The sequence below is a fragment of the Neobacillus niacini genome (assembly GCF_019749295.1).
Lineage (GTDB): Bacteria > Bacillota > Bacilli > Bacillales > Cytobacillaceae > Neobacillus > Neobacillus niacini_D.
The window spans coordinates 19,142-42,012 of sequence record NZ_JACWFG010000017.1 but is presented as its reverse complement, the minus strand read 5'-3'; the positions used below and the strand labels follow the sequence as shown (position 1 = coordinate 42,012).

The window sequence follows — 22,871 nt, the reverse complement described above, 5'->3', positions numbered from 1 at the left end:
AGCCTTTACTGCCTTTGGAGCCTTTGGAGCCGCCGGATCCTTTCCCGCCCTTAGATCCTTTTTTACCCCCATAACCATAACCTTCAGAAGAACCTTTACTTCCATTTGAACCATGTGAACCTTTAGATCCTTTGCTTCCACCAGAACCATGTGAACCCTTGGATCCTTTACTTCCACCAGAACCATGTGAGCCCTTGGATCCTTTACTTCCGCCCGAACCTTGTGAACCCTTGGAACCTTTGCTTCCACCAGAACCATGTCCGCCTTTTCTACCCTTTGGACCTTTAGGCCCTTTATTGCCGCGGGATCCACCGGAACCACTCGATCCTTTGCTGCCTTTACTTCCGCCAGAATTTTTACCGCCATAACCGTAACCGCGGTTAGATCCTTTACCTCCACCCGAACCGTGTGAAACTTTAGATCCTTTACCTCCACCCGAACCGTGTGAACCTTTAGATCCTTTGCTTCCGCCCGAACCATGTGAACCTTTAGATCCTTTACTTCCGCCCGAACCATGTGAACCTTTAGATCCTTTACTTCCGCCCGAACCATGTGAGCCCTTGGATCCTCTGCTTCCACCCGAACCGTGCTTGCCTTTTCTACCTTTAGGACCTTTTCGACCTTTCGGGCCTTTAGGACCTTTTTTACGTCGAGATCCACCGGAACCACGAGAACCTTTAGACCCTTTACTTCCACCCGAACCGCGTGAACCCTTGGATCCTTTACTTCCGTCAGAGCCCTTGCTGCCCTTACTTCCGCATGTACCATGACTTCCTGTTGAGCCCTTACTCCCTTTAGACCCTTGACTCCCTTCTGACCCTTTGCTGCCACTTGAATCTGAATCCTCACAGAAACATTTTTTGTCCTGTTTATCATCTGGATTGTTATCTAGGAATAAGACGACTCCGTTTTCCTTCGCTTTTGAAAGCATCTGATTCATATCCCTAATCATCTGGGTTTTCCACCACTTTCCATAAATATATTCTTTTCACTTTCTAATTTATGGTAATAAAGTGGTACTTGATATAGACAAACATTTATTTTTTTAAATTCATTCCTAAATTATTTGCACATTCACATTTGTCCTATATCAAAAAGGTAGATGTTTGTACTGCACATTCAACCAGGGGTGAATAGTTGCACATTCAACCAGGGTGATGCATACTATCTAGAAAAAATGTATGTATAGGAGTATTTACGTGTTAAAATACGAAATCTTCATTAATCCCAAATGGCTCAAAAAGCTGGAAGATGATATTTGGCAGGATGAACATGTCCCCGCAGTTTTAAAAATAGGTGAAAATCAATACAAAATTGGTCTAACCTACCGGGGAAATGTCATTAGAAAGAAGAAGAAAAAATCCTATAATATCATTTTTCAAAATCCTTATCTTGTTGATGGTGCACACGAAATACATCTTAATGCAGAATACGAAGACATTTCACTGAGCCGCAACAAGCTGTCTCTTGATTTTTTTGATCGTATTGGAGTCATTTCTCCACACTCTAAGCACATCCTTCTTTATATAAATGGTTTCTGCAAAGGAATTTATTTAGAATTGGAGTCTTTTGACCAGCATCTTTTGAAAAAAAGGAATCTTCCCGAGGGGCCAATCATTTATGCCACTAATTACTTCGCAAACTTCTCATTACTCTCTCCAGAAAACGAACTTAAATCCAGTTTAGATGAGGGTTACACGATAAAATATGGAGAGCAAAAAGACCTTTCCTTATTAGAAGACTTTATAGAAATGATAAATACTTTTCCAAATAACGAGTTTGAAAAAGAAATTGGTAAGGTCCTAAATATTGATAAATACCTAAAATGGCTGGCTGGTGTAGTTTGTACTCAGAATTTTGATGGTTTTATCCATAACTATGCTCTATATTTAAACACCGCAACAAACCTCTTTGAAATAACACCTTGGGATTATGATGGAACCTGGGGAAGAGATCTGCACGGCAGGATACTTGATTACGATTTTATCCCAATTAGCGGATACAATACCTTAACTGGAAGACTTCTCCATATTCACCCATATAAGAGAAAATACAAGGAAATCCTGTCCTCCGTCCTAAAAAATCACTTTTGTCTTGATACATTAAAACCTATTATTGAGCAGCAATTTCAAACAATAAAGCCTTTTATTAAGACAGATCCCTATTTAAAAATGGACGATAAATATTTTGATAAAGAAATAGAGATCATTCTAAACTTTATTAAGAACAGAAATGGGTATTTAAATAATGAATTGGACTCACTATGACCCTTTTCCTGTATATGGATTCCATATACATCTTTTTTTGCCTATTTTTACAAAAAGGTAAGAAAAAAGGCTCGTCGTTTAGTACAACATCACACCATGACACATATAAATGCAGTGTAAAAGTTTATTTATTTATTTAAAGGAGGATAAATATTGTGAATAACGACATGTGGAAGTCTTTAGTGGGGAAGACGATCAAGGTTGATAGAGGAGGACCAGAATCAAGAATTGGAAGATTAATGGCGGTTCTTGATGACCATCTAGTACTTTTGACTAAAGATGATGGTGTGATTTATTACAATACGCACCATGTCAAAAGCGTAACAGAAAATTCAAAGGACACAATGGATTTAGGAATCGAGGTTCCTGAGAATTTTGAATTTAAAAGTGCTTCAAGTTTCCAAGGGCTCTTAGATAGCTTAAAATTCCAATGGGTAAGAATTAACCGTGGAGGCCCTGAAAAACTCGAAGGTGTTATTAGTGAAATTAATAAAGACTTTGTATCCTTAATTAGTAAAGAAGAAGTTGTCCGCGTATCAATGTGGCATATTCGAAATATTAGTTACGGATTAAAAGTCGAAAGTGAAAAACAAGAAGAAAATAAAGATCAAGGTAAAGAAGAGAATACAATGTCTCAAACAGAAAAACAAGTGGTAAGACAAAGAGTTGTACGTGCAGAAAATTCACAAGTAAGACAATGAAAATAAAAACCTTGTCGCTTCTCCATAGAGGAGCGACAAATTTACCCTAAGGAGGAACATTGAATGGGATCTGATAATTTTTCATCAACTGTGGATTTACTAAAGGGCTACAATGTAAATCTATATGTTGGTGAAGAAATTATAAAAGGTAAACTAATGGGCGTAGAGTCTGATCATATTATCCTTGAAGACGAAAATAAATACGTCTATTACTATAGTATAGATAAAATTCAGGCAATTACGAAAAATACGAAGCAATTTAAAGGTGAGGAAATTACCGCGGAATTTGTGAAAACTCAGAGTTTAGCGGACTTATTAAGCTCATTAAAGAATTCATGGGTATCTATTTTGTGCTTAAATAAACAATCCTTTAGCGGTGTTCTAAGTATTGTTGATACGGACTTTGTAACGTTAATAAATGGCGAAGATCGGATTCTAATTAAAATTTCTCACATTTCCAATATTTTAAAAGGATATAGGAAAGAAGAAAAGGAAGAAGAAACAAAAAATGAAAGTGAAGCAGTTGTGTCCGACAGTAAGAGTGAAGAAAAGGACGATAATTATGTGGAAACTCAGGTTTTCATGAAATCAGATAAAGTAGAAAAGAACGTTCAGCAGCTGGTAGTAAATAATGTTGAAAATGATGCTGTAGTTTCTCCAAAAGTAGTTGTAAATCAAAGTGAAAGTGAGAAAAAGGTATTGGCCGAACCTATCAAAACCTCACTACCAAGCTCAAAGATTAACAATGAAATGAAATCTCCAAAAGTAGAGAAAAAACAAACCACTCTCGTTGAAAACAATCAGCAGAATGTGAATGTAAAACAAACCGGTCAAAATGAAGGTAAATGGACTAAAACAGAAATTCCACAATCATCTCAAGAAAATGTAAAAAAACAAAAAGCTGAAGTTGTTGTTCAGAATATCGTTAAGCATGATAAAGAAAGTATTCAAAAGCCAACAGGTTCCAGCTCCACAGCGGAGAAAAAAGCACAAGTTAAACAGCTTATACAGGATAAAATCAAAACGGTTCCAACACTGAAAAAAGAAGCTGCTCCAAATTCTACACAGGAGTTAGTAAATAGAGTAAAAAAAGTCAAAGAAACGATTGATACAAATCCAATTGCTAAAGTGGAAAAGTCAAAAAGAAACAATGTTGAAAGTCAAAAAGTGGATAAAAAACCTAAGGCGCAGGAAGTTGGGGCTTCTCGATTTTCTGGTGAACCAGCAATGCGTGAGTTTGACCGTAGATCCATCTTCTCGGGATGGCCAAATCGCAATAATTCACAAAGACGCATTTAACCCTCCCACTAATGGCAGCAGATGCTTACCCTTAATCTAATATACACTTTTCCTGTGCCGAGAAACCATATTAAATTTTACAATAAAGAGAAGGGCATTCAAGTTTAGTAGTTTACACTATTGTAGGCCCTCTCTTATTGTAAAATCAGTTTAGTAGAAAGGATGTGATAAAATGAAGATAAAAGACCATATTGGTACCTATATAAAACTTGAAATCTCCGGAAATAAGGCTATCAACGGAATCTTAATTGATATTGGCAGTGATTTATGGGTTATCTACAATGGTTATGATTATTTATACATCCCTACTGTTCATGTTCAAAATTGGAAGTTTCCAAAACAAGAGGAAATTGATGAAATCATTACTCTATCAGACGACCAATCTCCTATCTTTAACCCAAATGAAGAAATTTCACTTCGAAAAACCCTTACAGCGGCAAAGGGTATTTTCACGGAAATATACGTTACCAGTAAACAAGCTTTACATGGTTACATTATCAGCATTATGAATAATTATTTTGTTTTCTACTCCCCTATTTATAAAACAATGTTTATCTCCCTAAACCACTTAAAATGGTTAATTCCTTATACAAACAACCAGCGTCCATACGGGTTAAGTAACGCTAGTTTACCAGTTAATCCATCTAATATCACATTTGCAAGATCCTTTGAAGTTCAAATTGAAAAATTAAATGGAACTTTGACTGTGTTTAATATTGGGGAAAATGAGAATTCTATGGGGAAGATAATGGGAATCAAAAATAATTTTGTAGAATTGATAAGTGCTAAAGGTGACCCCGTATATATAAATCTTCAACATATTAAAACGGTTCATATGGCGTAAATGTAAGGTTAGCTCTGTTCGACACATATAGCCTGGTGCTCCATAAAACTATCACAGAGTGTCTAATGGGCACTCTTTTATTTATCGCGAGTATGCAATTTTATTAAACTTACATAAAAGCTCGACTTTGCTGCATACATTTTTAGTAATACAATTTTTCACCTTCAGGAGGATTACATGGACATCTTTGTTAGGCAAGGTGATTCATTATGGTATTTCAGTCAACTGTACAAAATTAATTTACAGCTTATTATTGATTCTAATCGTGATATTCAGCCAAGCCAGCTCGCCGCAGGTCAGCGGGTTCGGATTCCTGGTTTTGTTGCGCAAAATTATCAAATCAGACGTGGGGATTCTTTTTGGAGTATTGCACAAGGTCGTAATCTTTCACTCGATGCACTGCTGCTTGCCAACCCAAATGTAAATCCAAATTCTCTTCAAGTTGGGCAGAATATTCGCGTTCCTTTACGGATTACCTGGAGACTAGTGCAGGGTAAGCAGCATTATGATTTTAGTCGTATGATGAGCGATATAGCACGATTGCAAAGTGTTTATCCATTTCTGCGTGTGACGAATACGGGGAACTCCGTATTGGGTAATCGGATCCCTGAAGTTTTAATTGGAACTGGCGGGAAGAGAGTTCATTATAATGCCTCTTTCCATGCGAACGAATGGATTACTACACCTATCTTAATGACATTTTTGAATGATTATTGTTTATCTCTTACGAATGGCAGCTTTATTCGTGGATTATCTACATCTCCTTTATACCAACAAACGCTGCTCTCACTTGTACCAATGGTCAATCCAGATGGTGTAAGTCTCGTTTTGAACGGCCCGCCTGAAAATGAAACGTGGAGAAATAGAGTATTAGAACTTAATCGTGGCAGTACTGATTTTTCTGGCTGGAAGGCAAATATTAGAGGTGTCGATTTAAATGACCAATTCCCCGCTCGCTGGGAATTAGAAAAAGCAAGGAATCCTGGTCAGCCTGGACCACGAGATTATGTAGGTGAACATCCTTTATCTGAACCTGAAGCGGTTGCAATGGCAGATTTAACAAAAAGACGTGATTTTGCTCGAGTGCTGGCCTTTCATACTCAGGGTGAGGTTATCTATTGGGGGTTTGAAAACTTAGAGCCGCCAGAATCTGAAGTTCTTGTTAATGAGTTTGCAAGAGTTAGCGGATATCAGCCTGTTAAGACGATTGAAAGCTATGCAGGGTATAAGGACTGGTTCATCCAAGATTGGCGTCGGCCTGGATTTACTGTCGAGCTCGGTCAAGGAACCAATCCCCTCCCTCTCACCCAATTTGACGAGATTTATGAAGAGACGCTTGGAATCGTTCTTGCTGGTTTGTATATGTAAACTGTAATTTGCCTATTTCTAATTGAAATAGGTTTCTTTTTTATAAAAAATGTATTGGATATCTTTGGATGAAATAGTGGATAAGCGTGATCCGAGAGTAAATTCGGGTATCCGAGAGTAAATTGAGGCATCCGAGAGTAAATTCATGCATCCGAGAATAAATTCATGCATCCGAGAGTAAATTCATGCATCCGAGAGTAAATTCATGCATCCGAGAGTAAATTCATGCATCCGAGAGTAAATTCAGGCATCCGAGAGTAAATTGAGCTATCCGAGAGTAAATTCGGTTATCCGAGAGTAAATTGAGCTATCCGAGAGTAAATTCGGTTATCCGAGAGTAAATTGAGCTATCCGAGAGTAAATTCGGTTATCCGAGAGTAAATTTGGTTATGCGCCAGTAAGCTGGATATGCGCCAGTATTATATCGACCTAAAGTGACATACTTTTAGTAGATAAAATGCTTGTAGGGGGAATCAGCATGGGTTTGAATTTTCGTAAGAGCTTTAAAATAGCGCCTGGTGTAAGAGTGAATGTTGGAAAAAAAGGTGTTGGGCTTAGTGTTGGCGGCAATGGTCTAAGATACTCTGTAAACAGCAGCGGCAGGCGGACGACGACAGTTGGGATTCCTGGTTCAGGACTATATTATACAAGTTCATCTAAATCAAAGTCCAATAAGACCCCTGCCTACCAACGGAGAAATGAGTTAGCACGCATTCAAAGAGAACAGAGAAAAATGGAAGAGTTGGAGTATGCACGTTTTCAGGTAGAGCTTTATGAAAACAAACTTGACCAAATACGGTCCATTCACCATGAATGTGATGAACCTGTTGATTGGCAGGAGGTTTTCCGCCGCTCTCCTCCCTTCCAACCAGGGCAAGAAGGTCCGAACACAATCGCAGCAAGACAGAAACAACAATCCTACCGCCCGGGATTTTTTGACCGTTTATTAAACAAAGATGAAACAAAAATGCAGGAGCTTTATCAGGAAATTGAAAAAGCCAAACTACAGGACCAGGAATTGTTAAACGATTGGAATTATATGCACACAATCGCTGGAAGAATACTAAATCGAGATATAGATGCCTACTTTGAGGTAATCCAGGAATTTGATCCTCTTGATGATTTAGTGGGGTTTGGAAGTGGTTTCGAATTCGGTACCGATGATCCAAATGTCATCCATGTTTCCTTTGATGTTAATGCTCAAAATGTTGTTCCCGAAAAGGCATTATCGCTAACAAAGACCGGAAAACTATCTGAAAAGAATCTTTCTAAAACAGCCTATTATGATCTATACCAAGATTATGTAAGCAGCTGTGCATTGCGAATAGCGAGAGACATGTTTGCATTACTCCCCGTTTCCCTTGTATTTGTTCATGCGTACGAAGACAAATTAAATACAGCGACGGGTTATCAGGAAAGAGCAGCGATCCTCTCAGTTAAATACGATAGAATGACGCTCAATACATTAAACCTTTCCAATCTAGATCCTTCGGATGCCTTAACAAATTTTAATTACCAAATGAAATTCAAGAAAACACAAGGATTTGAAGAAGTGCATTTGGTACTATCCTAATAATTACAAGAAATAGCATTCGTACATGCCGTAAGAATAATATAATAGAAAAAAGAGTGTAATAAGGAAAAGGTGGAGCATGAATATTATATTATTTGACGGGATATGTAACCTTTGTAATAGCGGAGTCCAATTTATTATCAAAAGGGATTCAAAAGGTCATTTTAAGTTCGCCTCTATCCAAAGTGAAACGGGACAGAGGTTATTAAAAAAACACGGGGTTAGTAATAAAATAGACAGTATAATCGTCATTGAAAATGAAAAAATATATATAAAATCAGATGCGGCTTTACACATCTCCAAGTATCTTGATGGTTACTGGAAATACTTGATATGTTTTAAGGTCCTCCCCTCTGCTTTTAGAGATTTCCTTTATGATATCGTTGCAAAGAATCGTTATAAATGGTTTGGAAAAAAAGAGAGCTGTATGCTGCCCGCCTTGGAAACGAAAGCACGGTTTTTAGATTAAAAAAAATTTGCAAATATGGACATGTTCACTACATGCCTGTACAAGATTTACATATATTATATTAACCCATGATACAATACCTCCTTTAGAAAGTGGCCCCACCACTTTCTTTTTTTGTGCAAACAAAAAAGCACTGATGGGTGCTTTTTTAATTAGTTATGATTTTTGATAATTCAGTTCCCATATAATACCGAATGAATCCTGGACCCTTCCATATTTCGCACCCCAAAAAGTATCCTCTAATTCCATTAGCGGCTTCCCGCCTTTACAAAGAGCGTCATATAAATGTTGAATCTCCTCTTCACTTTCTGGTTCAAGTGTAAGCGAGATATTATTTCCTACAACTACTGACTGACCTGGGAAAGTATCTGAAAACATAAGCGAAATGTCACCTTTTGTTAACTTCGCATGCATGATTCGGTCCTCTGCTTCAGGTGGAGTAGGATAATCAGCTTCACCGAATGTTTGAACTCCTGTAATTTCCGCACCTAAGACATCCTTATAAAACTCCAAAGCTTGTTTCGCATTCCCGTCAAATGATAAATATGGTGTTAATTGCCCCTTCATAATAAACACACTCCTAAAATTTCAAATAATCCACAATATAGTATTTTTCCCTAAAGTGACTTTTTTAGACATAACACAAAAAATACCTTTGAACAGTGTCAAAGGCAAAAGGTGAGCTTAGTGGTCAAGGCTAAGCTCCAGTTTTAGGAGGTCTAAACTCAGAAGAATTTAAACAAGAACATCATAGCATTTTTAGAAAATTCTTTCAATAGTTTAAAGCGTTAAAGTTAAAAAGTTATGAACTTGTAATATTACCTCCTATTATTAGTAAATCATACTTTCTCTTCCATTATTTTCTTTAAAAATAAACAGTTGACACTCTTGTATATACAAGTTAGAATGTAAACGTAATCAAATAACTTGTATATACATGTTTTGGGTCGTAGTAGTGAAAACGTACACATTAATCTGTAAATACAAGTAAATAATAACTAGATAAAGAATTGGATAGTTCCAATTCCTACAGGGGGAATAAATAATGACGAAGTTCACTGAGTCAGCGAAAGAACTGCTCGAACACGTTGGTGGTAAGGAAAACATTGCTGCCGTTACCCATTGCGTAACGAGAATGCGCTTTGTTTTAAATGATCCTAGCAAAGCAGACGTAACAAAAATTGAAGCTATTAAACCTGTAAAAGGTACATTTACCCAAGCAGGACAATTCCAGGTAATCATCGGAAATGATGTTTCTACCTTCTATAATGACTTTGTTAAAGTTGCTGGTGTTAGTGAAGCAACGAAAGATGAAGCAAAAGTTGCTGCAAAGCAAAATATGAATTGGCTGCAACGAATGATTGCCCATCTTGCAGATATTTTTACACCGTTAATTCCTGCACTCGTTGTCGGTGGTTTAATCCTTGGTTTTCGAAACGTAATTGGTGATATAAAATTGCTTGAAGATGGGACGAAGTCAATCGTTGAAGTTTCTCAATTCTGGGCTGGAGTTCACGCCTTCCTTTGGTTAATTGGTGAAGCAGTATTCCACTTCCTGCCTGTCGGTATTACATGGGCTGTCGCTAGAAAAATGGGTGCAACACCAATTCTTGGTATTGTCCTCGGTATTACATTAGTATCTCCGCAATTACTAAATGCCTATGGCGTTGCAGGGGCGGAAGAAATTCCTACCTGGGATTTTGGTTTTGCTCAAATTGAAATGATCGGTTACCAAGCTCAAGTCATTCCTGCTATTTTAGCTGGATTCCTACTCTCTTTCTTAGAGTTAAGACTTAGAAAAATTGTTCCTAATTCAATCTCTATGATTGTTGTTCCATTCTTAGCGTTACTTCCAACTGTATTAATTGCACATACCGTATTGGGTCCTATCGGTTGGACAATTGGTTCTTGGATTTCTGATGTTGTATATACAAGCTTAACTTCAGCATTTGGCTGGTTATTTGCTGCTATCTTTGGTTTTGCTTATGCACCACTTGTTATCACAGGTTTACATCATATGACAAATGCGATTGACTTACAGTTAATGTCAGAGCTTGGCGGAACGAACCTTTGGCCAATGATTGCCTTATCAAATATTGCTCAAGGCTCTGCCGTTCTTGCAATGATCTACATTAATCGTAAAAATGAAGAAGAAAAGCAAGTTTCAATCCCTGCAGCAATCTCTTGTTACCTAGGTGTAACAGAGCCAGCGATGTTCGGTATTAACTTAAAATATGGCTTCCCATTCCTTGCAGCCATGATTGGCTCTCTTGCAGCAGCAGTTATTTCTGTAGGCAGTGATGTTATGGCTAACTCAATCGGTGTCGGCGGTCTTCCAGGATTCCTTTCCATCCAGCCGCAGCACATGATGATGTTCGCAATTGCTATGCTTACAGCGATTGTAGTTCCGTTCATCTTAACAATCATCTTTGCAAAAACAGGTATGAACAAATTTTCTTTTAAAAGATAAGACTCCAATTTAGGAGGGAGATCATCTCCCTCCTTTTCATTATTAGAGACTCAATAAATATAGGCAGGTGTTTTTTCATGTCAACGTCAACATCATGGTGGAAAAAAGCAGTAGTATATCAAATTTACCCAAAAAGTTTTAATGATACGACCGGTAATGGGACCGGTGATATCCAAGGAATTATTGAGAAGCTCGACTATTTAAAAGAGCTTGGTGTCGATGTTCTGTGGCTCACTCCGATTTATAAATCCCCTCAAAGAGATAATGGTTATGATATTAGCGACTATTACAACATTCAAGAAGAATATGGTACGATGGAAGACTTCGACCAGCTTCTTTTTGAAGCACATCAGCGCGGAATCAAAATCATTATGGATATTGTCATCAACCATACCTCCACTGAACATGAGTGGTTTAAGCAAGCGCAATCCTCAAAAGACAATCCATACCGCGATTTTTATATATGGAAAGATGGGAAAGACGGCCTCCCTCCTACCAACTGGGAATCCAAATTTGGCGGCTCAGCTTGGCAATGGGATGAAACAACAGGTCAATACTACCTCCATTTATTTGATGTTACCCAGGCAGATTTAAACTGGGAAAATCCAAAGGTACGTCAAGCGTTATATGAAATGATGCACTTTTGGCTGAAAAAAGGTGTAGATGGTTTCAGACTTGATGTCATCAATTTAATCTCAAAAGATCAACAGTTTCCTGAAGATGACAGTGATGGACGTAAATTCTATACAGATGGACCAAAAATACATGAGTACCTCCATGAAATGAACCAAGAGGTTTTTTCAAAATATGACATCATGACGGTTGGGGAAATGTCTTCTACTTCTATTGATAATTGCATTCGCTATACCAACCCGCGTGAGGAAGAACTCAATATGACGTTCAGCTTCCATCATTTAAAAGTGGATTATCCAAATGGAAATAAGTGGACGAAGGCGGATTTTGATTTCCAAGCATTAAAAAACATTCTGTCAGATTGGCAGGTAGAAATGAATAAAGGCGGCGGCTGGAATGCCCTCTTTTGGTGCAACCATGATCAGCCTCGTGTGGTCTCAAGGTTTGGTGATGATCAAAAGTTCCATAAAGAATCAGCAAAAATGCTTGCAACAACGATCCATATGATGCAAGGAACTCCTTATGTTTATCAAGGAGAAGAGTTCGGAATGACCAATCCGAAGTTTGACAAGATTGAAGATTACCGTGATGTCGAGTCCTTAAATATGTTTGAAATTCTGAAAAAGGAAGGAATGTCAGAACAAGAGATTATTGAGATTTTAAAACAAAAATCTCGTGATAATTCCCGAACTCCAGTCCAATGGAATTCTAGCAAACACGCTGGATTTACAACAGGTACTCCATGGATTCATACAGCTGCTAACTATCAGGAAATTAACGCAGAAATCGCGATGAAGGATGCGAACTCAGTGTTCTATCATTATCAAGAACTCATCCAGCTGCGGAAAGAATATGATGTGATTACGAACGGGGATTATGAATTGATTTCCAAAGACCATGAAGCTATTTTCGCTTTTGTACGCAAAACCGAAAATGAAATGCTGTTGGTTATTAATAATTTTTATGGAAAAGCCACGACCTATACTCTTCCAGAGAAGTTTGAATTTGATGGCATGTCAAAGGGTGTGTTACTCTCAAATTATGAGGACTCAGCACCACTCGCCAAAGAAATACCTTTAAGACCATATGAGTCCATTGTTTATCATCTGAAAAAATAATGGGAGATTTTTATGACAAACAAGTATCAAATGATCTTTAATAATATTGTGGATGAGATAAAAAGCGGGAAAATACCGCCGAACTCCCTTCTCCCCTCTGAAAATGAATTGAAGGAAGAGTACGATACATCTAGAGAAACAATAAGAAAAGCATTAAACCTGCTTGCTCAAAATGGTTATATTCAAAAAGTCAGGGGCAAAGGGTCAATTGTCATCGACATCAATAAGTTTGATTTTCCAGTATCAGGATTGGTGAGCTTTAAAGAACTTGCTGACAAAATGGAGAAAAAACCCCGGACGATTGTAAATGAGCTATCACTCATTCTTAAGCCTGATGCTTATATTAAGCAACAGCTGCAGCTTTCAGGCAAGGAGCAAGTATGGAAAATCGTTCGTACCCGTGAAATTGGCAGTCAGAGAATCATTCTTGATAAGGATTATCTTGCAGCAAAATTTGTTCCATCTATCACAGAAGAAATTTGTGAAGACTCCATATATGCTTATTTGGAGAATGAATTAAACTTGAAGATTAGTTTTGCAAAAAAGGAAATTGTCGTGGAGGAACCAACGGCCGAAGATCGTTCATTTTTAGACTTGGATGGTTTTTACAATATTGTTGTGATCAAAAACTATGTTTATCTAGAGGACGCTTCCCTTTTTCAATATACAGAATCAAGGCATCGACCAGACAAATTTCGTTTTGTTGATTTTGCACGGCGATCACAGTAAAAAACCTCAAAGTAATTTGAGGTTTTTTCTCTTTTATTATTTTTTCAATACAGCCACAACAAAGAGATCTTTATAAAAATGCTCTACCCTCTCTATCTTTAACCCCTGATTGGTAAATGCCTTTAACGTTTCACGATTTAAGCAGCAGCCATCACAGATTTTTTTCCAAAATGGTGTTAAACTTTCCTGTAGTTTACTAAGAAAATTGTTTTCCATCTTTACGTGTTCAAACAGCAGGATTTTCCCATCTGGTTTGCACACTCTTTTAAGCTCCTGAATCGCCTTGTCAACATTTGGGATTGTGCAGAACACCAACGTAGCCACTACGGTATCAAATGTATGATCTCCAAAAGGCAGATTTTCCGCACTCGCATGAACAATTTCTATTGGTACCACAGCCGATTTCTGTTTGGTTAACGATCGGTCAATCATAGGCTGACTTGGTTCGATGGCGGTAACAGTATCAACATTGCTATACAATGGAAAATTAATCCCCGTCCCTGATCCAAGTTCAAGCACCCTCCCACTCGCTCCCTTTAGTAACTCTCTGCGAATCCTCTTAAATTTATTCTGTTCCAAGGGAATCATAAAAAAATCATACCATTTTGCAAATGTACTGCTCATTTTTGTTCAACTCCAAATTGTATAATACTCGGATAATAATCCAATCCATTTCCGCCTTTTAAACATATTGTAATAAAAAAGGTGGACGAGGTGTTGAAATGAAAGATCACCAAACAGTCATATCCATTTTTGGAAGTGCTGGCGGGGTGGCGAAATCCGTACTTTCAATTTTTAATCAATCTGTTTTGAATACTAAAGACCCTATTCATACTATCATATCGCAGAGTTCCATACACATAATCGACATTAAACAAAAGGAACCTTTGTATTATCAAAATCTTTTTCCGAATTTAACAGCACAAATGGCCTATCATCAATTTGACCTAAAGGATAAGGTCCAGTTGTTAGACCATTTATCCAGTACCAAAACAGATATTGTTATAGATGTCTCTTGGGCCGATACTGTTGAAATGCTGCAATGCTGTGATCAACTGGGAATCAAATATGTAAATTCTGCTTTGGAAAACACCTATATCGATGATAATGAAGATCAATTTGCGGGTTTTCCACTCATTGAACGAATTCGCTATTTTGAAAAGTATAAAGATACGTTCAAAAATACTACAGCCATTGTTTGCTCTGGAATGAATCCAGGGGTGGTACAATGGATGGCGTTTGAACTTATGAATCAAGATAGTAATGAAAAACCATTGGGCTGCTATATCGTTGAGCACGATACCTCTTTTTTTAAGGATAAGTCACAGGCAAAAAAAGACGTAATATATACAACTTGGTCTCCGGAATGCTTCCTGGATGAAGCCATTTTATGCTATCCGATGTTCATGAAGAATCATACCCCTCTATTTCTATATGAAGATGTCTATAACATCGAATTTAAAGTGACATTAGGGAACAAACAGTTTTACGGATGTTTAATGCCACATGAAGAAGTTTATACGTTGGGAAAAATGTACGATATGGAGAGTGGTTTTTTATATAAGGTGAATGACCATACCACCAAAATAATTCGCAATCATTTAGACAACAGTGATGATTTGTGGGACTTTGAAATGAAGGTTCTGGACCCTCTAGAGGCACCGCTTACTGGTGAAGATCTTGTTGGTGTTTTGCTGGTCTATCAAGATAAGGAACGTTACATGTATAATGTTTTGGAGAATGAAAGAATCTTTGCTCAATATAATACAAATGCAACCTACTTCCAGGTTGCTTGCGGTATCTATGCCTCCCTATCCGTCCTGCTGCTCGATCAAATTCCAAAAGGGGTTTTCTACGTGGACGAGCTATTACAAAAAACGAACAATCATTATGGTCAATATTTAACCGGCTATATGACGGATTTTGTAATTGGTGAAAATAACAAAAGCGATGGAATGCTTTTAAAACGAATGAGAGAATTTCATGATTAAAATTAGCTTGGAAAGCCACTCTCCAAGCTATTCCTTTTATTTCGACCAAATTGAGAATATTTTCCTTCGTGTTTCCATGTATAATAAGTACAGATAATGTATGACTGGAGGAGATAGTATATGGAAAATATTATTAAGGAGTTTCTTAGTATTCCAACTACCTGCATTTCAGACGCCGTGGATGGTTTAAATAATTTGCACCCAGCTATTAAACCACTAAAGGATGAGTACAAACTTGCAGGTAGAGCATTTACTGTAAAAATTCCCGTTGGTGAAAATCTTTCTGTTCTAAAAGCGATTTCTGAGGCAAAACCGAGTGATATTTTAGTAGTAGACGCAAAAGGAGACCAATACAGAGCAATTGCTGGGGATTTTGTTGTAGGTATGGCACAAACATTGGGAATCGGTGGATTAGTAGTCGATGGTGTTATTCGAGATATCGCAGGAGTTAAGGCACTAAATTACCCTGTTTTTTCAAGGGGAACAACAGTGGCAGCCAGCGGTAAAGCAGGTGTTGGTGAAGTGAATGTACCTATTTCATGCGGAGGTGCTCCTGTAAACCCTGGGGATATCATTGTTGGTGATGCAGACGGGGTAGTCGTAATTCCTCAAGCGAGGGAACAAGAGATTTTGGCTAATTCCCTAGCGAAAATAAAAAAAGATGAAGCGAGAGAAAAAAGTATTTCCGGAAATCCTGAAGCAATACGAAAACATCTATCTCAATTACTATCTAAGTAAGAAATTACTTTCTCATAATCCTGAAAAGTTTACCAATCCAAAGGAAGAACCTCCCTGCCCAGCGAATGACTCCATGAAATAGTACTTCCACAAAAAAACTAAGAATTAATTCAAAAATAATGTGCATACAGGGATCCCGTCCTAAAAGGTTTTTACCTTTTATTCTTAACAATTTTAACTTCATTAGTCAATGGAAAAAGGTATTGGTCTGTTATGAACCAATACCTTTCTTAGTACTCTAATTATTGTTGATCCCATAAATAGTCTACTACTGCTTGGTACCTTCATCCCCATTTGAATTATCACTATCTGCTGTTTCTTCGGCTGCAGGATCCTCACTAACAGTCTTTTCGTCATCATTACTACAAGCAGCTAATACTCCTAGCAGCAACAAAAAGAATATAATACTTAAAATCTTCTTCAAGCTCCCACACCTCTTTTCTATTTTGTTCAATAATAAAAATAATGTAGAAGGAAATATGGACTAATTTAAGTTCAAAGCTAATAAAATAGAATACACGTTCGATGAGGAGGAGAGGATCTTGGGTAAACAGAATGATTCCTTCATAACAGATGAGATGTTGGTTAAATATTATGAGTTGAATAAGAAGAAAAAGGAAATTGAGTTGGAAATGAACGAATTAAAGGACACCTTCCATGAGTATTTCAATAAGCTAGTCGGTCCAAATAATAAGGCTGAAATTACGATAAAAGGTTACAAATTACAGCGCCAAGTGAGAAAAATTGAAAAATATAAGGAAGATGAAACGGTTAAAAGGTTAGAGGAGCTGCAAATGAACGACCTCCTTCAAGTTGTAAAAAAACCTGATGAATCCAAAATAAAATCAGCTCTTCAACTAGGATTAATAGATGAAAAGAATTTAGAGGGATGTATTGTCACATCCTACTCCCCTGCCATATCGGTAAAAACCTTAGCTCCAAGGTAAGCGAATGAGTCATTTGCCGTTTTTTATATGTCTAATGGCTTTTTCTACCTTTAATATATAACGAACGAAATTATGTAAAATACACCTACTCCCTCTTTTAAACTTATACTATTTCTGCTAAATTTATAGAATGGTTGGTTTGGGAGGGATATTTTTGAGTACACGTAGTATAGTTTTGTCTTATCCACGGACAAAGGGAATTATTTTAGTTCTGATGGCAGCCATTTTTTGGGGTGTTTCGGGTACTGTTGCTCAATATTTATTTCATCAACAAGGCTTCAGTACAAACTGGCTTGTGGTTACGCGCCTTCTTATTGCTGGAGTGGGTTTACTATTTTTTTCCCGAATAGTTGGGAAACAAAATATATGGATAGTTTGGAAAAATAAAAACGATCTTTTACAACTCGTGTTATTCGGCATTGTTGGTATGCTGGGTGTCCAATATACGTATTTTGCAGCCATAGAACACGGGAATGCCGCAACAGCCACTGTTTTACAATACTTAGCTCCAGTGCTTATTGCCCTCTATTTATGCATTCGAGCAAGGTCCCTGCCCGTTAAACATGAGGTAATTGCAATCATATTTGCGCTGTGCGGTACCTTTCTGCTGGTTACAAAAGGTAATATTCAAAATCTAGCGATATCTGGACCTGCCTTTGCATGGGGAATCTTATCTGCCTTTGCGCTGGCATTTTATACGCTGTACCCAAGTAGAATACTATCAAAATGGGGAACCATATTAACGGTAGGCTGGGGTATGTTGATTGGAGGAATAGGCTTCAGCTTTATCCATCCTCCCTGGAAGTTCGAAGGTAATTGGTCACTACCCTCTTTTACGGCAGTCGTTTTTGTGGTGATCTTTGGAACCTTACTGGCCTTTTTGTTCTATATGGAAAGTATGAAATACATAAAGGCTTCAGAAGCAAGCTTATTAGCATGTGCAGAACCGTTATCAGCGGCATTCTTATCGGTGGCTTGGCTTCATGTTCCATTTAGTGCAGTAGAATGGATGGGTGCCCTTTCTATTATTGCAACTATATTTATATTATCCGCAGTAAAACGGGAATGACGAAAGGCCATCTAAAAGACAGATGGCCTTTTCTCTATGATTATCTTACTCTTGCAAAACCAAATCCTGAAGCATAGTCGTCTCCAGTTGCTGATCCGTATCCACCCTTAATATCATATAATTTTGCTCTTCTTTGTAACTCCGAACGAAGCTGTGCATGTGTCCATGATAAATTAGATGACCATATTTTTGCTGCTAATCCTGATACGTGAGGCGTTGCCATTGAAGTTCCGCTGATTGTGTTATAGTTTCCATCGTACCATGTGGATTGGATGTCTTTACCTGGAGCTGAAATTTCTATATCTCTTTCGTGAATGACAAAGTCAGCATCAGTTGATGGATTTCCGCGAGATGAAAAATTAGCTACACGGTAAGTACCATTCTGTTGGACATTTTCTAAAGCTGCCACGGCTACGGCATTCTTCAGTGCCCCTGGATATCCAATGGTATTCGCACTATATCCATCGTTACCTGCAGCGGCAACGACAAGCGTTCCCTTGCTATAAGCATAATCTACTGCACTAGCAATCATGGAGTCTTTACCTGCAGAACCTAAAGACATAGAAATAATAACTTTAGAGCCTGTTCTAACGGCTTCATCGGCAGCATGACGAATCGCTCCAGCAATATCATCTGAGTATCCTGAACCACTGTCTGTTAATACCTTATATGCCCATAACTTAGCCTGCGGTGCAACACCGTAAATCCCTAATCCATCAGATGCTCCGTGTGCAAGAGCAGAGCCTGCTACATGTGTTCCATGTCCGTTTCGATCTGTACAGGTTCCATTTACTAGTGCCGATGAGGATTGTGTAAAGTCTTTACATTGTTCACCGCTTCCTGCTAAATCATAATGATTAATATAAACCCCAGTATCTAGAACTGCAATCTTAATTCCCGCTCCGCCTGAAGTACTTGTAATATTGGGATCATTGTAAATGGCTTGCATACCCCAGGGTGTCCGGTCACTAGGCAGGGATGTAATAGCGGTTGTACCAATTTTTTCTTTTGAAGCGTTTTCAATTCTGTCCAGTTGAACCTCTGGTACATTTTCAATTGTTAAATTCTTATTTTTTAGTAATGCTTGATATTGCTTCGCATTCACCGTTGCGGAATAGCCTTCAGCACCAAAATCCCAACGAACCCCTGTATTTTCTTTTGCTTTTGCCTTTTCTGCATTTGGTCCTTTAATGATAACTCGGTATGTTTCCTTCGAATCTGATACCTCACCATATGCCGCTGAGGCAAACAGTGAAGCTCCCATTGTTAACGCTAGTAATGCTGAGGCAATCTTTCTTTTCTTTCGCATCTTATTTCCCCTCTTCTACTTTTTTTATGTACAGCTTTTCTACGGCTGTAATATTGAGTTTATTTAGAAATTTCTAATTAATCAATATATTGTTTGCTATGGATAGTTGGGAAATAATTTGGGGTAATTGCTTTGTACTTTAGTCCCTTTTGATACAAAAAAGACCTCCAATTTATGAAGGTCTCTCCCATTTAATAGTCTATTCCTTTAAGTCCTCAATTGAATCGATATCCATATACGCAGGAACTACTAATCCTAGCTTGGTACCTTTTAGGTTTTCTCCCAAATCCTCAAATTCACCCTCATACTTATCATAGTAATCTGCATGTGTGGATGGCAGCCAGCCAGCCACGTGAGCGTCTAAACTTCCATCTGCAACACCAGTCCACATTGGTCCTGCTTCTACTTGAGTAAGTGTTACGTCATAGCCTAAATCTGTCAGCACTTTACCAATCACATTTGTACTGGCAATTTCACTATCCCAGGCAACATACCCAAGCTTGATTTTTTCTCCAGCACCCTTCTCTACTCCATCAGTCCATTCAGTAACTTTATCAGCATTTTCCTCTACCCATTTAGCCGCTGCAGCTTCAGGATCTTCTCCGTTAACAATATCATTCATAACTACATTCATATCATCAGGGGTCCAATTAAACTTATCCAAGACTTGATAGGCACCTGGAAGATCGTCCTTTAAGCCATTTCTTGCGATACTATGAATATTTTCATCTTCACCAAAAACACCTTTTGGATCCTCTAAGTATTTTAAATCGAATGAAGCAAATTTCCAATGCGGTGTCCAGCCAGTAACAATAATAGGTTCCTCTTTTTCATACGCCTTTTTTAATGCTGCAGTCATAGCAGCACTGGAGCCTTCGACAAGAGTCCAATCCTCTAAGGCATACTCCTCAACAACTTTGGCAGAAGCCTTCATAAGACCGGCACCTGGATCAATTCCAATAATCTCGTAATCTACCTTTTCTCCTACTGAACCTGACTCGTTACTCGTTTTGTCTGAGCCGCAAGCTGCAAGGCCTACTGTTAATAATGCTGCCGATAATGTTACCATCCATTTTTTATTCATTTTAAAAAGTTCCCCCTTGTTTTTTACTTTTTCCAATATTTTGAGTGATTCGGTCGAGAATAATCGCAATCACAACGATTGATAACCCTGCCTCAAACCCTCTGCCGATTTGAATTTGTGTGACGGCGCGGTATACATCTGCACCTAGACCTGGTGCACCAACCATTGAAGCGATAACCACCATTGATAAGGCGAGCATAATACTTTGATTGATTCCCGCCATAATCGTGGGCATCGCTAGCGGCAGCTGTACTTTTAATAATCTTTGGCTGGTTGTGGAGCCAAATGCTTCTGTTGCTTCAATAATATCTGCTGGTACTTGTTGAATACCTAAGATCGTTAAACGAATGGTCGGCGGCATGGCAAAAATGACGGATGCCACGACACCTGGAACAACACCGATATTAAAAAAGAAAATAGCAGGAATTAAGTAGACAAAAGCCGGCATGGTTTGCATAAAGTCAAGAACAGGTACCACTACATTCTTGACCATTTGTTTTTGTGAAGCCCATATCCCCATAGGAATCCCTAATAAGATGGAGATAAATACAGCGGTTAACACAAGTGCAAGTGTCTCAAGCATGGGCTCCCAGTAACCAAGGTTATCTACTAGAAATAAACCAATTAATGTAAATAGACCAATACCTTTATTCGAAACCTTCCATGCAATGAGCGTTAATAGAATGATAAATATATAGGATGGTATAAAACCAAATCCAGCCACCATCCCTTCTACTACCGACTCTAAAATGATGGTGACCCCATCAAAAGCTACTTCCAAGTTTGTCGTCAGCCAATTAACAAAATCATCTACCCAAAGTGCTATTGGGAGTTTCGGGAGCCATTGTTCCATGTAATTTTCACCTCCTTGCCTAATTGACCTGCCGCTGCCTCAGACTTTGCGGTATGTATCTGGTTGATATCCTGGTTGTTTCCTGCTAATGCACCAATGACCGCTCCCCTGACTAGAATTCCTTTTAGTCTGTTGGTTTCATCAACGACGGCAACGGGTATGGAGGCTGTTGAGACTTTATCGAATAAATCAGTAAGTAACGTATCCGGTGAAACCGTCGTTACCTCCTCTTTTAAAATATCCGTTAAACCTTGGCGGTTCTCGATTGCCTGATTTGCCTCCGCGGCAGTTATGGCACCAAGTAAAGTTTTCTTCTTATCAACGACATAAATACTCGAAATTCCTAGGTCTTTCATGATTTGAAGCGCAACCCTCGGACCTTTTTCAATCGAAACCGTTTCCGCTCGTTTCATGACATGACCGGCAGTCAAGACTTTAGATAAGTCGACATCTTCTACGAATCTCTCAACATAGTCGTTTGAAGGGTTCATAAGTATTTCTTCAGGCGTCCCAATTTGGACAATTACCCCGTCTTTCATTAAAGCAATGCGGTCTCCAATTCTTAGTGCCTCATCTAAGTCATGCGTGATGAACACAATCGTTTTTTTCATCGATGATTGAAGGTCAAGAAGTTCATCCTGCATATCTTTTCGGATCAACGGATCTAACGCACTAAATGCCTCGTCCATTAGTAAAATATCAGAGTCATTTGCTAACGCCCTTGCTAAACCAACTCTTTGCTGCATCCCGCCGCTTAATTGTTTAGGATATTGATGTTCGTACCCTTCAAGGCCAACCAGCTTTAATGCGTCCATTGCTTGTTGTGAACGGGTTTCTTTCTGTATACCCTGCACCTCCAAGCCATACTCTACGTTCTCGAGAATGGTTCGATGAGGAAGAAGGGCAAACTTTTGAAATACCATACTAATTTTCTTACGGCGAACCTCTCTTAACTGTTCTTTATTCATTTTTACAATATCCTCACCATCAATGAACACTTCCCCAATGGATGGATCAATAAGTCGATTAATCATCCGAACAAGCGTTGACTTTCCGCTTCCGGACAAGCCCATAATGACAAAAATCTCACCGGCTTTTACTTCAAAGCTAGCTTTACTTACACCAACTGTTGCTCCGGTTTTCTTTAAAATAGCATTCTTTGTTTCACCTTCATTTAACAGTTGAATCGCCTTTTTGGACTTTCCGAATACTTTTGTAACATTTTGAACCTTAATTTTTATTGGATTACTAGTCATATGTGCCCCCTATCTACCTATGCTGTCTGTCACCGATTGTTAAAATCTTACCCTACTATTGTAGTACCAATTTCATGTTACAAGCAAAGTTGTTAATTGGTCATATTTGGTCATAAAGTACGTACAGAAAAAACTGTACGTACAGATTACACA

22 protein-coding genes are annotated in these 22,871 nt (G+C 38.3%); 14 read left to right on the top strand and 8 right to left on the bottom strand.

Annotation, left to right across the window (positions count from 1 at the left end):
- On the bottom strand, positions 1–831 hold an 831-nt coding region (locus tag H0184_RS21285; RefSeq protein ID WP_221828210.1), incomplete at its 3' end, for a hypothetical protein.
- A gap of 368 nt (positions 832–1,199) precedes the next feature.
- Between H0184_RS21285 and H0184_RS21280 the strand changes: the two genes are divergently transcribed.
- From H0184_RS21280 to H0184_RS21250, 7 genes are all read left to right on the top strand, one after another.
- The gene (locus tag H0184_RS21280; RefSeq protein ID WP_313771808.1) at positions 1,200–2,267 is read left to right on the top strand and encodes a CotH kinase family protein; all 1,068 of its coding nucleotides are present in this window, start codon (positions 1,200–1,202) and stop codon (positions 2,265–2,267) included.
- Between the two features lie 155 nt (positions 2,268–2,422).
- Positions 2,423–2,968: a hypothetical protein gene (locus tag H0184_RS21275; RefSeq protein WP_221828206.1), complete on the top strand. Its 546-nt coding sequence runs from the start codon at positions 2,423–2,425 to the stop codon at positions 2,966–2,968.
- Between the two features lie 63 nt (positions 2,969–3,031).
- Positions 3,032–4,267, top strand: coding sequence for a hypothetical protein (locus tag H0184_RS21270; protein WP_221828203.1), 1,236 nt, complete (start codon positions 3,032–3,034; stop codon positions 4,265–4,267).
- A 172-nt stretch (positions 4,268–4,439) separates the two neighbouring features.
- A complete protein-coding gene (locus tag H0184_RS21265) occupies positions 4,440–5,111 on the top strand; it encodes a DUF2642 domain-containing protein (protein WP_221828201.1) in 672 nt (223 codons plus the stop codon).
- 177 nt (positions 5,112–5,288) lie between these two features.
- Positions 5,289–6,479, top strand: a complete 1,191-nt coding sequence (locus H0184_RS21260) for a M14 family metallopeptidase (RefSeq protein WP_221828199.1) — start codon at positions 5,289–5,291, stop codon at positions 6,477–6,479.
- A gap of 478 nt (positions 6,480–6,957) precedes the next feature.
- Positions 6,958–8,052 carry a DUF4236 domain-containing protein gene (locus H0184_RS21255; protein ID WP_221828197.1) on the top strand — a complete coding sequence of 365 codons (1,095 nt, stop codon included), beginning with the start codon at positions 6,958–6,960 and terminating at the stop codon, positions 8,050–8,052.
- 79 nt (positions 8,053–8,131) lie between these two features.
- Positions 8,132–8,521: a thiol-disulfide oxidoreductase DCC family protein gene (locus tag H0184_RS21250; RefSeq protein ID WP_221828195.1), complete on the top strand. Its 390-nt coding sequence runs from the start codon at positions 8,132–8,134 to the stop codon at positions 8,519–8,521.
- A 156-nt stretch (positions 8,522–8,677) separates the two neighbouring features.
- Here H0184_RS21250 and H0184_RS21245 read toward each other — a convergent pair whose 3' ends face one another.
- Entirely contained in the window at positions 8,678–9,088 is a 411-nt protein-coding gene (locus H0184_RS21245; protein WP_221828192.1) for a VOC family protein, read from the bottom strand.
- 478 nt (positions 9,089–9,566) lie between these two features.
- Here H0184_RS21245 and treP point away from each other — a divergent pair, with 478 nt between their 5' ends.
- The 3 genes from treP to treR all read left to right on the top strand — a co-directional run bounded on the left by treP (position 9,567) and on the right by treR (position 13,471).
- Entirely contained in the window at positions 9,567–10,991 is a 1,425-nt protein-coding gene (gene treP / locus H0184_RS21240) for a PTS system trehalose-specific EIIBC component (protein ID WP_221828190.1), read from the top strand.
- A gap of 77 nt (positions 10,992–11,068) precedes the next feature.
- On the top strand, positions 11,069–12,742 hold the full coding sequence (treC, locus tag H0184_RS21235) for an alpha,alpha-phosphotrehalase (protein WP_221828188.1): 1,674 nt from the start codon (positions 11,069–11,071) through the stop codon (positions 12,740–12,742).
- A gap of 12 nt (positions 12,743–12,754) precedes the next feature.
- Positions 12,755–13,471, top strand: coding sequence for a trehalose operon repressor (treR, locus tag H0184_RS21230; protein WP_221828186.1), 717 nt, complete (start codon positions 12,755–12,757; stop codon positions 13,469–13,471).
- A gap of 36 nt (positions 13,472–13,507) precedes the next feature.
- On the opposite strand, the gene H0184_RS21225 is transcribed toward treR, so the two are convergent.
- The gene (locus H0184_RS21225) at positions 13,508–14,095 is read right to left on the bottom strand and encodes a class I SAM-dependent methyltransferase (RefSeq protein WP_221828184.1); all 588 of its coding nucleotides are present in this window, start codon (positions 14,093–14,095) and stop codon (positions 13,508–13,510) included.
- A gap of 98 nt (positions 14,096–14,193) precedes the next feature.
- On the opposite strand from H0184_RS21225, the gene H0184_RS21220 reads away from it, so the two are divergent.
- Together H0184_RS21220 and H0184_RS21215 are read left to right on the top strand one after the other, a co-directional pair.
- Positions 14,194–15,462 (top strand): S-adenosylmethionine decarboxylase related protein, encoded by a 1,269-nt coding sequence (locus H0184_RS21220; protein ID WP_221828182.1) that lies wholly within the window; start codon positions 14,194–14,196, stop codon positions 15,460–15,462.
- Positions 15,463–15,582: 120 nt separating this feature from the next.
- Positions 15,583–16,200, top strand: coding sequence for an RraA family protein (locus tag H0184_RS21215; RefSeq protein WP_221828180.1), 618 nt, complete (start codon positions 15,583–15,585; stop codon positions 16,198–16,200).
- A gap of 268 nt (positions 16,201–16,468) precedes the next feature.
- Here H0184_RS21215 and H0184_RS21210 read toward each other — a convergent pair whose 3' ends face one another.
- A complete protein-coding gene (locus tag H0184_RS21210) occupies positions 16,469–16,624 on the bottom strand; it encodes a hypothetical protein (RefSeq protein WP_221828178.1) in 156 nt (51 codons plus the stop codon).
- Positions 16,625–16,742: 118 nt separating this feature from the next.
- Here H0184_RS21210 and H0184_RS21205 point away from each other — a divergent pair, with 118 nt between their 5' ends.
- Both H0184_RS21205 and H0184_RS21200 read left to right on the top strand, forming a co-directional pair.
- Complete coding sequence (locus H0184_RS21205) at positions 16,743–17,147, top strand: hypothetical protein (protein WP_260631712.1); 405 nt, start codon at positions 16,743–16,745, stop codon at positions 17,145–17,147.
- Positions 17,148–17,277: 130 nt separating this feature from the next.
- Entirely contained in the window at positions 17,278–18,216 is a 939-nt protein-coding gene (locus H0184_RS21200) for an EamA family transporter (protein WP_221828176.1), read from the top strand.
- A 40-nt stretch (positions 18,217–18,256) separates the two neighbouring features.
- Here the strand turns inward: H0184_RS21200 and H0184_RS21195 are convergent, their stop codons facing one another.
- From H0184_RS21195 to H0184_RS21180, 4 genes are all read right to left on the bottom strand, one after another.
- Positions 18,257–19,525 (bottom strand): S8 family peptidase, encoded by a 1,269-nt coding sequence (locus tag H0184_RS21195; protein ID WP_221828174.1) that lies wholly within the window; start codon positions 19,523–19,525, stop codon positions 18,257–18,259.
- A gap of 199 nt (positions 19,526–19,724) precedes the next feature.
- Positions 19,725–20,609: a glycine betaine ABC transporter substrate-binding protein gene (locus tag H0184_RS21190; protein ID WP_221828172.1), complete on the bottom strand. Its 885-nt coding sequence runs from the start codon at positions 20,607–20,609 to the stop codon at positions 19,725–19,727.
- A 1-nt stretch (position 20,610) separates the two neighbouring features.
- A complete protein-coding gene (locus H0184_RS21185; protein ID WP_221828170.1) occupies positions 20,611–21,462 on the bottom strand; it encodes an ABC transporter permease in 852 nt (283 codons plus the stop codon).
- Positions 21,432–22,718 (bottom strand): quaternary amine ABC transporter ATP-binding protein, encoded by a 1,287-nt coding sequence (locus tag H0184_RS21180; RefSeq protein WP_221828168.1) that lies wholly within the window; start codon positions 22,716–22,718, stop codon positions 21,432–21,434. The genes H0184_RS21185 and H0184_RS21180 overlap by 31 nt, the downstream gene beginning before the upstream one ends.
- Positions 22,719–22,871 lie beyond the last annotated feature (153 nt).